Source organism: Mesorhizobium waitakense (assembly GCF_056431085.1).
On sequence record NZ_JBWKME010000105.1, the window covers coordinates 99,819 to 112,581 of the forward strand.

Below are 12,763 nucleotides of genomic sequence, written 5' to 3' on the forward strand. Positions count from 1 at the left end.
TCGCGACTTTCGCAGCGACCGGAATTCACGCTAGTATCGTCCGGTGGTCGTTTGGTGCAGAGAGCTTGCGGAAACGAAACCGCGATCCTCGATATGGAGACAAGCCATGTTTGCGGCCAAGGCCATCGACACCTCGGACAAGGCCGCGTTCTACCGCGACCTCGCCACGCAACTGAAGGCGCTGCTCGAGGGCGAACGCGATTCGATTGCCAACGCCGCCAACACGGCGGCGCTGATTTTCCAGATGGTGCCCGACCTCAACTGGGCCGGCTTCTATTTCCTGCAATCCGACGAGGAGATGGTGCTCGGTCCGTTCCAGGGCAAGCCGGCCTGCGTGCGCATCGCGGTCGGCAAGGGCGTCTGCGGAACGGCGGTCGAACTGGGCACCTCGATGCTGATCAAGGACGTGCATGATTTTCCGGGCCACATCGCCTGCGATGCCGACTCGCGCTCGGAGCTGGTCGTGCTGCTCGAGGATGATGACGGCGCCTTCGGCGTGCTCGATCTCGACAGCCCGTTGCCCGGCCGCTTCGACAAAGCCGACCAGGCCGGCATCGAGACGCTGGCGGCGATCTATGCCGCCGCGAGCTCGTTCGAGGACTGACCGGCAGCCGATGTGGTTTTGATTCCCAAACGTGCCGATCGAGCGGGTGCCGACGCCTATACCAGCTTCACCAGCATCAGGCTGAAGCAGCCGATGAACAGGAAGGCCGAGAAGGCCAGCACCAGCGGGCGCAGGCCCCGTGAGCGCAGCTGCGAAATGTCGGCCTGCAGGCCCATGGCGGCCAGTCCCATGGTCAGCATGATGGTGGTGGCGAGCGCCATCGCCGACTTCACCTCGGCCGGCACGGTGACGAGGCTGTTCAGCGCCACGACGGCGACGAAAGCGGCGACGAACCATGGCATGGGCGGCCGGGCCCCTGACTGATCGCTTGTCTGATTGCTGCTCTTGCGGCGCGCCATCAGGCCGAGCGCGATGACCATCGGCGCCAGCATGGCGACGCGGGTCAGCTTGGCGACGGTGGCGATTTCGCCGGACTGGCTGCCGTTCTGGAAGCCGGCGCCGATGACTTGCGCCACCTCATGGATCGAGGCGCCGGCCCACAGGCCGAAAGCGTGCTGGTCGAGGCCGAGCAATGGCGCCAGCAGCGGGAAACCGAGCATGGCGACGGTGCCGAACAAAGTGATCGAGGCGACGGCGTAGGTGACGTCCTCATCGCGCGCATCGGTGACGATGTTGGTGGCGACGATGGCCGAGGCGCCGCAGATCGAGGTGCCGGCGGCGATCAGTTGCGCCAGCTTGGCGTCGACGCCGATTAGCCGGCCGAGCGTGATGGTGAAGAGGAAGGTGGAGCCAAGCGTCAGCGCCACGATGCCGACGCCGCCGGCGCCGATCGACACCACCTGGCCAAGCGTCAGCTGGAAACCGAGCAGCACGATGGCGAAGCGCAGCAGCCGGCGCTGCGAAAACGCGATGCCGGCCTTGGCGTGGGCGGGGGTGCCGAGCACGTTGGAATAGATCATGCCGGCGACGACGGCGAGGATCATTGGGCTGAACAGAGCGAAGCCGGACACATTGCGGGCCGAGAAGGCGACGCCTGTGATCATCCCGACCAGCACGATGCCGGGTACAACGCCGTTCCACAACGAATTGAGCGACTTTCGACCTTGGGCGAGTTCGGCGGAAATCAGGCCATTCGGAATATCGTTCGCGATGTGGGTAAGGGAAGACAATGCAATGCTCCAGGCGGGTATGCCGGAGGAATGCCATTCCTGAACCGATCTTTCCAACGAATTATTTTCGTTAGAATGATCGATTTTAGCGAACGGTTGCTTCTCATTGCGGAAGCCGCCGCCGTACTCATCCCCTATAGCTGCGCTTCGATGGCCGCCTTGTCTATGACCGACCAGACGTGCCTGATCCTGCCGTCGAGAAATTCGTAGAAGACGTTCTCACTGAAGGAGACCTTCCTGCCGTTGACGGGCAGGCCAAGGAAATTTCCCTTGGGCGTGCAGTTGAATTGAAGCCGGCTGGCTATGAAGGGCGTGTCGGAGATCAGCAGCTGGATATCGAAATAGAGGTCAGGGCTCTCGGAAAAATCCCGCTCCAGCATCTTGCGATAGCCGGACAGCCCAACCCGGTCGCCATTATAGTGCACCTCGTCATGGACGAACCGGTGCAACGTGCTCCAGTCCTGATTGTTGAGGCAAGCGATATAGCCGCGATAGGTGTCGGCAAGCTTGGTGTCGGTCACGGCGATTGCTCCGATGGATTATGCCATGCCAACTTCTATCAACTCCGGTGCCTTGGCTAAAGCGCGTCGCGACTGAACGGAATCATGCGCCTTAGGTTTCTGTCGATGTACCAACACCGCAGCATGCTTTGGACGGCATGCACTAGTGCCTGTTTCTCGCGACCTTTTGCCGACGAGATCTTACGGCTTCCAGCAGTTCGTGCTCGCTGGTGTGCGCTTTTCGAACAAGGGCCACAACCATTACCGCCAAGATTTCGGCTTTCGGATCCAAAGGATCGAGATCCTAATCCGCGCATACCTGGTTGAACACACGTTCGCAAATCGCCAGATCGTGATGGCTCAGGCAGGTGCGATTGGAGTGCCGGCGCAGCATCTGCGCGAACCTTTCAGAGCCCGCCGCCCGTGCTTGCGGAGGGTCTTTTGCTGATGAACCGCCGAGGCGATGGACTGTTCGAATGACACTATCGTCGATAGTGTATTGGAATCAGTTTACTCGCGGCTGGATGATTGCTGTGTTAAAAGTCCCAAAATCAGCGCGCACTCGCGAGCTTTATACTGCCCAACAGTCATGAGTTGATGGTAATCCTGCCGTTTGTCTTCCGGGACTTGAAAGCCGCGTCGAAAGTCGGCCGCCTCTTTCGGAGTTCGAGTGCAACCGATCTTGCTGGCGGTGACTTTCAAGCTGGCCAGTGAACACCCTATTTTTGCCGCAATATCCTTCAACGGTTCGTTGTTACCGTATCCATCAAGAATGATCTTGCGACGAGCTTCGCTGTCGAGCTTTGTGTTCATTTTGACGGCCTCCTCAACTACGATTTCATGATGCCCGATTCTATAAGCACCAGGTTGAAGAGTGTCGTTAGCTTCGCATCCAGAAACTTATCTCGGCATTTATTTCTTACTGTAATCCAGCGTGATCGCCGTTTCAGTGGACTAGAGTTCCGCCAGTCTTGCTAGAAGCCTGAGATACACCACATGATTGAGAGGGGCATGGGCATACCGGAATCGGATATGGCACCATACGATGGACACTAAGAGGCAAGACGAGCCCCCTGGGCAGACGCCGGAGCGTGATCGACGTCGTTGGCCGCGCGAGGCTCAACCCCACAATGAGGCTGCCCCGTCACTCGCGCCGGTGCTCGAACCGCTGTTCTTTTCAACGCTCGAACTGGCGCCGCAGGATCAATTCGCCGCTTGGCAAGCTCATATGGCACCGCTTGTCGAGGTCAGGTTGCCGGATGACAAATCGCTGGACGATGGCTTTCCCGCCGACCACACGGCTTGGAATCTCGGTGGCATGCTGATCGTTCAGCAGCACGCGACGGCGCATAGTTACATGCGTTCTGCCGCGAAACTTCGGTCCAGCGCGATCGATCACTGGTATATCGCCTTGCCACGTACCGGCCGGTCGTGGACGGAGGTCGATCGCCGCATTGCAGAAGGCCAACCGGGCAAATTGGAGATCAGATCGCTTGGCTACCCGTTTCGCGGGAGGACAACAGACTCCGAAAGTCTCCTTCTCTATCTTCCGCGTGATTTGTTCTCTGACGCCGCGGCAAACCTCGACGCAAGGAACAATTCAATTCTGTCAGGCAACTTTGCCAACCTTCTGGTCGACTATGTCAACAGCATCGAAGCAAGCCTGCGCAGTCTCACGGTTGATGACCTGCCCCGCATCGTACACGCAACACGCAGCATGATCATTGCCTGCCTCGCGCCTCCGGCGGAACATGCTGCGGCCGCCGAACAATTGGCGAGTGTCGCGCTGATGGAGCGAGCTCGCCGATACGTCCAAAACAATCTGGATGCGGCTCATCTGACACCGGATTCAATGTGCCGGGCGCTCGGCGTCTCGCGCTCGCGTCTCTATCAGTTGTTCGAACCGAGCGGTGGGGTTCTCCATTACATACAAAGCCGCCGCCTTCTGGCGGCCCATGTTGCGCTTAGCGATGCGACGGACAGGCGGCGCATTGTCGAAATTGCCGAAGCCTTCGGGTTTAGTTCAGCGGCTAATTTCAGCCGGGCATTCAGCAAAGAATTTGGTTACAGCCCCCGCGAAGGCCGCAGCACCGTGGTGTTGCCGCGCCCCGCCCACTCTGTTTCGCCTGCTGGACACGAGAAGGCCTCTTCCTTTGAAGGATGGCTCAAAGCGCTCGGAAACTGAATGCGGGGATCGGCGATTCTGGCGGGGCGGGCTCAAAAGAGGCTTGCCGGGGCCGGAAGGCTACGCTGCCTCATCGACCACCACAATATCTTCATGTCGCGTCCACAGCGCCATCAAATCTCATAGCTAATTCCCGCCAGTTCACGATCTGTTAACGAACTGTGACTGTTGATCGTTATCGACAATTTGCCGCCAATCACAGCGGAGCATTTATTGCAACTATGCTGCATGCGGCGCTTGTTAAGACAGCGAGTTGAAAGTTTGCCAAGCTTGACGTTTATGCTATTTTTAGACTGGGCGGCGCGAATCTGCACCGCTTATGGAGGTGGCTCTTGCGCCCAGAGGCATCAGGCGTCGGCAGGGAGAGTGAGGAGCCTTCCTTGAGCGATGCTCCACGTGCCGGCGAAGGGGTTCTCTTTGACCTTTTGGCGAACACGGCCGAACTTTTGTCGTTCTATGACCGCGACTTCCGCCTGACGCACTACGCAACCAGGCTCAAAGGCGTGTACGGAGGCGCGGTGGTGCTGGGCGCCGCCGTCTGGGAGATCTACCCGAGCTTTCTCGATGCGAAGTATCGCGACGAATTTCTTCGTGTGTTCCAGGGTGGCTCTCCGGCAAGCCTCGACCTGCCGCGATCATCGGGCGGAGCGCCCCGGTCGGTTTTTGTCTTCAGCACTGCAGATGGTGCCGGAATCATCGAATCAAGGGACCACGGCGGGCGGAGCGTTGCGGAGGAGCAAGAGCATGTAATTCTCCTCCATCAGGCAACGCACGACGCGCTGACCGGACTGCAGAATCGGCGGCGATTCGGCGAGCGGCTGCAGCAAGCAATGGTGGCCCTCGGCGGACAAAAGCCGAAAACCGCCCTGCTGCAAATAGACCTTGACGATTTTAAAGCGGTCAACGACACGCTCGGCCACGGAGCAGGCGATACACTTCTTCAGCTCGCGGCGGGTCGTATCCGCGACGCGCTGCAGGACGGCGAATCCGCGTACCGGTATGCCGGCGACGAGTTCGCTGTCATCCAATTGGGAAAAGAGCAGCCAGCAGAGGCTGAGCGCCTCGCCGGGTCGCTGGTCGACGCATTCAAGCAACCGTTCGTTATCAACGGCATTCCCGTCTTCGTCGGCTCGAGTATCGGAATTGCTTTCGGGCCCGAGCACGGGACCGATGGCGAGCAGTTGATGAAAGCCGCTGACATTGCTCTTTACGCTGCCAAGACCGATGGACGCGGCTGCGCTCGAACATTCAACCGTTCGATGCTGCTCTTGCTCGAGCAACGCGAGAATCTAAGGCGCAGCCTTCGAACCGCGCTGGAGCGAGGCGAGCTTTATCTGGAGTATCAGCCGCTCATTCGGCCTCCCTCGTCGACGATCGGTTTCGAAGCGCTGCTGCGGTGGCGGCATCCCGACGTCGGAATCATTCCGCCCAGCGTGTTCATACCGATCGCCGAAGCCGACGGTCTGATGGATGAGATTGGACGATGGGTGCTCGAGCAAGCCTGTCGCCAGGCATTGAAGTGGCCTTCTTCGCTGACAGTCGCGGTGAACCTCTCGCCGGCTCAGTTCCTTAGCGGTACGCTGACGGACACGGTCGCTCAGGTTATCGACGAAGTTGGAATCCGGGCCGACAGACTAGAACTTGAGATAACCGAGACGGTCCTTCTTGAGAAGACGATCGACAATATCGATACGTTGAATACTCTGAACGTCTTGGGAATACGAATTTCGCTCGACGACTTCGGAACATACTATTCGTCGTTGAGCTACCTTAAGAACTTTCCCTTCGACACCTTGAAGATCGATCAGTACTTCATCGCGGACCTGGAGGCCGATCTCAAAAGCCAAACGATCGTGCGATCCATCATAAATCTGGCGCACGGCCTGGGAATAAGTGTCACTGCCGAGGGGGTGGAGACGTCGGCTCAGGCACGGTGGTTGATCAAGGAAAATTGTGATTGCCTGCAAGGTAATCTCCTGGGGCGGCCGCTCGGAGCCGAGGCAACCAGCGATTTCATCAGGCGGTCCCCACCGAAGGTGGTACGGGAGATGGAGAAATCAAATCGGGCGCTCTAGCGCCTTGCACCCTTTGTAAGTGGACAGTTGTGGAAACGATCGACGCAGATGCCACGCAATTCTTCGAGTCAGTGCGGGACTGACTCGTTACGAGACGGTCGAATTTCCGCCTCGGAGGCCATCGCCCCACCAGGGCTCAAATGCTGATGGAATAAGTGAGGATGCCGATGGTACCTGTTCAACATGACCTGGCTGGCGAGCCGACTTTTGTGCCCATGATCCAGATCGACATGGAAATCAAAGCTTTTGTCTCCGCTTGGAGACACTGCGATTATGTCTCGACATACATGGCCCGGATGATCAGTCAAAATAGATCAGACTCGGTCCGGCATTCAAATCTCTTTTCCTCTGCCTTCAACGAACTGCTGGAAATTGCCTTTCGTACGCGCCATGCCGACGGCGAGTTGGCATGCAGGGTGTCTCGCCATGGCGCCACGGACAGGATCGAGCTGACATTCCCATGCGTGCCAGGGGAGCGCCAATTCTACGAAGAAGCGATGTCGCAAGTCGCGGGATTCGAGGCCCGGGACCGATACCTCAACTCGGTGTCTGGGGATATCGCGCCAAGCCGGGAGGTCGTACTGCTGGAACTGGCTGTCGACTACAACGCCACACTCAGGGTCGAGGAAGCCGATGGTGATGCAATCAAGCTCGTCGTGGATCTTCCGCTCGAAGGCCTGCAACATTGAGCCCTTACGACCTTCACCCACGCTTCAAGGCGCAATACGACGCGAACAATCAGGAGTTCTCCATATCGGGGGTGGTCCGGCCTCAGGCGATCGATGAGCTTGGGCCCAGCATAGCGTTGCTTCGCGATGCGATCAGTCGTGTGCGCGGCGTTCTCTACGTCAATGTCAGACGCCTGACGCAGATGAACAACGCCGCGTTTCACGCCTTTTCGAGGATCATCCTTGACGCCTGTCGCGCTCGACCCGATCTCAAATTCGTCGTCATCACGTCAAGCGTCGTCGGATGGACCTCGCGAAAATTCGGTCGCTTGAGCGGAATCGAACCGAACATCACGGTCGAGGAGTATGACAGTAAATTCTATCCTGGGCAGGGCTTTCTTGAGGAAGGCGGGTTCGTTCCGATCCTGCGCACACAAACAAAGATGACTTGGCGCCACGAGCGTGCAATCTTGCCGCGACACGGCATGAGGCCCGGGATCGTCATGGCCGACATCTGTTGCGGGATCGGTGATTTCGCCTTGCTGGTGCAGAAGGAGTTCGAGCCATCGCGGATCGTCGCCCTCGACCACTCCATGTCAAGCCTCAACTATGCTCGGCGCGTGATGCGGGAGTTCGATATCCGGGGCGTGGAATATACCTATGGCGATGCGTCGGAGATGCTGCTTGACGAAGCGCAGTTTGACTTGGTCACCTGCCGGCATTCGCTTCAAATCTTCAATCGACCTGAACTCATCCTCAAGGAGCTCTACCGCATATGCAAGCCAGGCGGTCGGGTCTATATCACCAACGAGAAGAACTCGCATTGCCTCGGCGAGCCGCGCGCCGAGAGCATTCGTTGGACCTACAACGAGGTGGCGAAGCTGTTTGGGCATTTCGAGATGGACGTCGAGCTTGGGCCCAAGAGCCGGCGATACCTGATCGAAGCTGGATTCGAAGATATACGTGTTGAGACCTTCATGGTCACTAACCTGGACGGTGATCCGCAGGACTTCGCCGATGTCATTGTAGCCTGGGCGGATGTCTATGCGGGCGAGATGGCGACCAGACGTGGCGACGGACCGGAGTTCGTTGCACGGTTCCGGCAGGGGTTCCAGGACCACATTTTCGCTGCGCTCCACCCCAAGGGTTATGCGGGTTGGCCGATTTGGGTCGCATCGGGGCGGCGGCCGCAATGAACGCCAACGATGAGCCTACACCGCGCTTCGGCCTGCGCTCCTTTCGAGCGAAATTCGTATTGGTCGTTGGCGGCGCCGTACTGTTCGACCTCCTGCTGAGCGGTGGTCTGGCGCTTTGGAACGTTCAAAAGCTGTCGCGCGATGCCACATCGGAAGTCGGTGAGGGCCTGACGACCGCAAACCAGGAATACATTCGTTCGTATGCCCAATCGACGGCGTTGAGCGTCGACCTGCTGCTCGACCGCGTTCATGGCGACGTCAAGGCGCTGGCCGGCGTGCTGCAGGCCCAGATCGACGATCCGAGCAGGCAGCAACAGGTCGGAGCGACGCTTTCGCATGAGGCGCCCGGCTCCGTGAAGGTCGTCTACGACGCGCGGGGCGATTGGGCGCAGAATCTGCCGGGCGCGCCTTCTGTGGTAAGCGTCTGGGGCTACCTGCTGGGTGCCGACCACACGCCGCTGCCGAGCGTTCAGAAGGAAATAGAAGACAGTACCGTGATCGATCTCGTCGCGCCGACTCTCATGGCCAGCGGGTCGTCCAAATTGCAGATGTACTATATTGGCCCAAAAGAACGGCCGATCTTCAGGACGGTTCCGTATACGGAGCAAGCACAGACCTTCGACAAGCTCTATCCCGGCCACAACAAGGCGGAGTTCTGGGAGTTCTTCTTTCCGGGTATCTATGGTTCATGGCAGCAATGGGCCGGGAATCCGGCCTCTCGTCCCGTACCTGACGACATTACCCAGACAGCGCCTTACACCGATGCAATCACGGGAAAGCTGATCGTCAGCTTTTTCCATCCACTGTGGACGCGCGATCGCACCGGTATCGCCGGTACAGCGGGGGCAGACATCACTCTGGACCAGCTCGCGCAAGTCGTCGAACGTGTGAAGATCGCTGAAACCGGGTTCGGCTTCCTCACGATGTCGACCGGCAACGTGGTGGCGATCAATCCGTCGGGCCAGGCGATCATCGGCCTGACTTCATCAAGCGATGCGGGCACGCAAGGCGTCACTGGCCTGGAGAGGTCCCTGCGGGGAAGTCTGCAGCCGGCAATCGCGTCGCTGCCTCTCGACCAGAACAATGACGGCGTCATTCAACATATCATGCTCGACAGCAAGGGCGAGCGCGTACCCTACATCGTCGTCCTCAAGAGATTGAAGCCGACCAATCTGTGGAGTTCGGGACCGATCAAGTCCGAAACGATGTCGGTCGGGATCGTCGTTCCCGAACGGGAGATCTATGCGTCCCTGTTCGCCGCGCAAGAGAGTATTTCGCGGGCAACCAATCGTATCCTGCTCTTTCAGATCGGCGCGATCATCGTTTCGCTTCTGATTGTTTTCGCGGCCGTGCTCGGAATTTCGAAGCGGATCACCGCGGGCCTCAGGGCGCTTGCCAGCGCGGCCCAGCGGCTCCAGTCCAAAGATTATTCAGTCCGCGTGAGCATTCCGACGCGCGACGAGGTCGGAGCGGCAGGCATCGCTTTCAACCGGATGGCCGAACAGATCAGCTTTCACACGGAAAACCTCGAGCAGCTCGTCGACGACCGAACCAGGGAGCTCGGGGACGCAAATCAGGAAATATCCGCACTCAACGAAAAGTTGCGGGACGAGAACGTCCGCCTCGGTGCCGAGCTCGCAGTCGCCAGGCATATCCAGATGATGGTGCTGCCGAAACCATTCGAACTCCGAGCGATTCCAGGGCTGGAGATCGCGGCCTACATGCGACCGGCCGACGAGGTCGGGGGAGACTATTACGACGTCCTGCAGAACGGATCACGGGTCAAGATCGGCATCGGCGACGTGACCGGTCATGGTCTCGAGAGCGGCGTGCTGATGCTGATGGTCCAATCCGTTGCACGCGCACTGCAGGAGACCAACGAAGCGGATCCACACCAGTTTCTGGATCGGCTGAACAGAGCGATCTATAAGAACATCGAGCGGACGAACACCGACAAGCATCTCTCGCTGGCCTTTCTTGATTTTGAGGATGAGCGGGTAACGCTATCGGGCCAGCATGAGGATGTTCTCGTTGTCCGTGCGGGTGGCGAAGTCGAACGCATCGATACGATAGATCTGGGTCTGCCGGTTGGTCTGGAGAAAGACATCTCGAAGTTCATTGCCACGCGGAACATCCTGTTTGGGAGTGGCGATGTGATCGTGCTGCACACTGACGGTGTGACCGAGGCGGAAGACCATGACAGAAAACTGTTCGGGTTCGAGCGCCTCTGCCAGAGCGCCCGAAAACGTCATGGCAGCAGCGCCGAGGAAATCAAAACCGGGATCATCGAGGATTTGATGGCCCATATCGGAATCCAGAAGATCCACGACGACATCACCCTCGTGATCATAAGGCACACATAGGATGACCACGCTGTTCGGTACCCCTGACCTTGCAATCGGAATGATGGAAAGCGTCAGCCGGGTGCGGCTGTTCGACGGACCTCTCGACTTGAGTTGGCGTCATTGCGCTACGACTTCGGACTTCATCGCCGATCTTTTCGCATTGCGCTTTAAGTCGTCCCGCAATGACTACAGGGAAGTGCGGCACAGCATCGGATACCTGGCCAACGAGCTCATCGAAAATGCTGTCAAGTTTCGCGCGCCTGGTGAAATCGTGATCGAGGCGTCGATGGATTCGGAGTGCTTCAAGCTCAAGGTGTCGAATGACCTCGATGGTGAAGACGCGTCCGAGTTCCAAAGTCTCCTGGCGGACATCACGGTTGGGGACCCCAGAGACCTGCTGATACAGCGAATTGAAGCGAATGCTGCCAACCCCGACGTGACAGGCTCCGGACTCGGATTGCTGACGTTGATGAGCGACTATGGCGCACGCCTGGCCTGGATATTCAGCTCCGTCGACGAAACCGATCGGATTTGCCTGGAGACATATGCCTCCATTCCGATCTCGCAAACTCACAACTAAGTCACGAAGCAAGGCCATGGAAATCAAGACAGACGACTACCGCGTGTGGATCGAAGGAAGCGAAATTTTCTTCGACGGCGCCATGCGGCTTGCAAGTTCCGAAGCCGGTGCGCCTGTCACGGCTTTGGCGACCAGTGTTCTTGCCGCAAATCCCCCGTCTATTACGCTCAACTTGAAGGACCTCCACTTTCTCAACTCTTCCGGCATCAACCTGCTGGCGAAATTTACCATCGAGGTGCGCAAGCATCCCGATGTTCGACTCGTCGTGCGTGGAACGCCCGACATACCCTGGCAATCGAAATCATTGCCGAACCTGAAGAAGCTGCATCCCGCCCTGGTGCTTTTGATGGACTAACCAGGGTCGCCCGAAATTTGACAGGGACTGCGTGGGCCGGCTGCAATCCTGGATAGGACAGGCCAGTCCGTGATGGTGCAAGAGCGCCGCACCGAGTGCGATATGTACGCCAGGATAAATTTTTGGATGCGAAGCTAACGACAATCCGGGCTCGTGCGCAGATGCTGGCAATGCTCGGCGGGGGCTCGGCACAGGCGGCAGGCGTCCAGGTTGGGAGGATGTCGGGCTGCCTGTGCCGATCAGCCGCCGCTGCTCGGTCAAAGGTGGCGTCATTGAGTAAGCGTGCCAAGGTCATCGGCGGCCGGCTGGAATTTATTCCGCCGCAGATCCCGACTCTGGTCGAGCGGCCGCCCGAAGGTGAGGGATGGGTTCACGAAGTCAAGCTTGACGGGTACCGAACGCAGATCATCATCGATAAAGGCGGCGTGCGTCTTTACAGCAAGAACGGCCGTGACTGGACCACGAAATACTGGCCCATCGCGTTGGCTGCCGAGCTGCCATGCCGGTCTGCCATTATCGACGGCGAGGTCATTGTGCCAGGCGAGCAGGGCGCTCCCGATTGCCCTGCGCTGGAAGCCGCTATCTGGAACGAACCGAGCCGGCTGGTGTTCGTCGCGTTCGACATCCTCCATCTCAACGGTCGCAATCTAACCTCCTTGCCCCTGCTGCAGCGCAAGCAGGCGCTGTGGCAACTGGTCGAGCACGGTCTCGGCAAGATCCAGTACAGCGAACATTTCGAGGGCCATGCGCTGGCAATCTTTCGCGCCATCGACAAGCTTGAGATCATCATCTCGAAGCGCACCGACAGCAGCTACAGAAGCGGACCGTCGAACACATGGCTGAAGGCCAAATATTTCGGCCCTGATGGCCACGCATGACGGCGAAAGACGTTATTCCGGCGGCGCTGTCATCGCCTTTGAACCAGTCAATTCGTGCCGGGCCGTTTGCGCAACCAGCTGATTGAGTTTTGACCCTAAAATGCGTCGCGTCGAAACGGATCGATGCGACGCGCTTTCAAATCTTTGCTTCCACACATGTCACCCAAAACCGCTGCGTACTTTTGGGCGACATGCACTAGGGGTTGTTGATATTCAGGATTCCACTTCGGGCTTGATCGTGATTCAA

Annotated in this window: 12 protein-coding genes; 9 read left to right on the forward strand and 3 right to left on the reverse strand. The window is 58.5% G+C overall.

Annotated elements, in window-relative coordinates:
* Window positions 1–106: 106 nt before the first annotated feature.
* Complete coding sequence (locus AC07FD_RS23450) at window positions 107–604, forward strand: GAF domain-containing protein (RefSeq protein ID WP_478351756.1); 498 nt, start codon at window positions 107–109, stop codon at window positions 602–604.
* Window positions 605–660: 56 nt separating this feature from the next.
* On the opposite strand, the gene AC07FD_RS23455 is transcribed toward AC07FD_RS23450, so the two are convergent.
* From AC07FD_RS23455 to AC07FD_RS23465, 3 genes are all read right to left on the reverse strand, one after another.
* Window positions 661–1,734, reverse strand: a complete 1,074-nt coding sequence (locus tag AC07FD_RS23455) for a YeiH family protein (protein WP_478351757.1) — start codon at window positions 1,732–1,734, stop codon at window positions 661–663.
* A 134-nt stretch (window positions 1,735–1,868) separates the two neighbouring features.
* Window positions 1,869–2,255, reverse strand: a complete 387-nt coding sequence (locus AC07FD_RS23460) for an ester cyclase (protein ID WP_478351758.1) — start codon at window positions 2,253–2,255, stop codon at window positions 1,869–1,871.
* Window positions 2,256–2,744: 489 nt separating this feature from the next.
* Complete coding sequence (locus tag AC07FD_RS23465; protein WP_478351759.1) at window positions 2,745–3,047, reverse strand: hypothetical protein; 303 nt, start codon at window positions 3,045–3,047, stop codon at window positions 2,745–2,747.
* 232 nt (window positions 3,048–3,279) lie between these two features.
* Between AC07FD_RS23465 and AC07FD_RS23470 the strand changes: the two genes are divergently transcribed.
* The 8 genes from AC07FD_RS23470 to AC07FD_RS23505 all read left to right on the forward strand — a co-directional run bounded on the left by AC07FD_RS23470 (window position 3,280) and on the right by AC07FD_RS23505 (window position 12,516).
* Window positions 3,280–4,419 (forward strand): helix-turn-helix domain-containing protein, encoded by a 1,140-nt coding sequence (locus tag AC07FD_RS23470; RefSeq protein WP_478351760.1) that lies wholly within the window; start codon window positions 3,280–3,282, stop codon window positions 4,417–4,419.
* Window positions 4,420–4,799: 380 nt separating this feature from the next.
* Window positions 4,800–6,494, forward strand: coding sequence for a putative bifunctional diguanylate cyclase/phosphodiesterase (locus AC07FD_RS23475; protein ID WP_478351761.1), 1,695 nt, complete (start codon window positions 4,800–4,802; stop codon window positions 6,492–6,494).
* A gap of 161 nt (window positions 6,495–6,655) precedes the next feature.
* Complete coding sequence (locus AC07FD_RS23480; protein ID WP_478351762.1) at window positions 6,656–7,183, forward strand: ubiquinone biosynthesis methyltransferase UbiE; 528 nt, start codon at window positions 6,656–6,658, stop codon at window positions 7,181–7,183.
* Complete coding sequence (locus AC07FD_RS23485) at window positions 7,180–8,358, forward strand: methyltransferase domain-containing protein (RefSeq protein ID WP_478351763.1); 1,179 nt, start codon at window positions 7,180–7,182, stop codon at window positions 8,356–8,358. Before AC07FD_RS23480 ends, AC07FD_RS23485 begins: the two co-directional genes overlap by 4 nt.
* The gene (locus AC07FD_RS23490; protein WP_478351764.1) at window positions 8,355–10,721 is read left to right on the forward strand and encodes a SpoIIE family protein phosphatase; all 2,367 of its coding nucleotides are present in this window, start codon (window positions 8,355–8,357) and stop codon (window positions 10,719–10,721) included. The genes AC07FD_RS23485 and AC07FD_RS23490 overlap by 4 nt, the downstream gene beginning before the upstream one ends.
* 1 nt (window position 10,722) lies before the next feature.
* The gene (locus AC07FD_RS23495; protein ID WP_478351765.1) at window positions 10,723–11,283 is read left to right on the forward strand and encodes a slr1658 superfamily regulator; all 561 of its coding nucleotides are present in this window, start codon (window positions 10,723–10,725) and stop codon (window positions 11,281–11,283) included.
* Window positions 11,284–11,299: 16 nt separating this feature from the next.
* The gene (locus AC07FD_RS23500; protein WP_184875499.1) at window positions 11,300–11,638 is read left to right on the forward strand and encodes a slr1659 superfamily regulator; all 339 of its coding nucleotides are present in this window, start codon (window positions 11,300–11,302) and stop codon (window positions 11,636–11,638) included.
* 272 nt (window positions 11,639–11,910) lie between these two features.
* A complete protein-coding gene (locus AC07FD_RS23505; RefSeq protein WP_478351766.1) occupies window positions 11,911–12,516 on the forward strand; it encodes an ATP-dependent DNA ligase in 606 nt (201 codons plus the stop codon).
* The last annotated feature ends 247 nt before the right edge of the window (window positions 12,517–12,763 follow it).

Excerpts from the sequence above, each read along its gene's own strand:
- AC07FD_RS23480 (WP_478351762.1), top strand. The coding sequence starts at position 6,656 with ATGCCGATGGTACCTGTTCAACATGACCTGGCTGGCGAGCCGACTTTT.
- AC07FD_RS23495 (WP_478351765.1), top strand. The coding sequence starts at position 10,723 with ATGACCACGCTGTTCGGTACCCCTGACCTTGCAATCGGAATGATGGAA.
- AC07FD_RS23465 (WP_478351759.1), bottom strand. The coding sequence starts at position 3,047 with ATGAACACAAAGCTCGACAGCGAAGCTCGTCGCAAGATCATTCTTGAT.
- AC07FD_RS23450 (WP_478351756.1), top strand. The coding sequence starts at position 107 with ATGTTTGCGGCCAAGGCCATCGACACCTCGGACAAGGCCGCGTTCTAC.
- AC07FD_RS23490 (WP_478351764.1), top strand. The coding sequence starts at position 8,355 with ATGAACGCCAACGATGAGCCTACACCGCGCTTCGGCCTGCGCTCCTTT.
- AC07FD_RS23500 (WP_184875499.1), top strand. The coding sequence starts at position 11,300 with ATGGAAATCAAGACAGACGACTACCGCGTGTGGATCGAAGGAAGCGAA.
- AC07FD_RS23470 (WP_478351760.1), top strand. The coding sequence starts at position 3,280 with ATGGACACTAAGAGGCAAGACGAGCCCCCTGGGCAGACGCCGGAGCGT.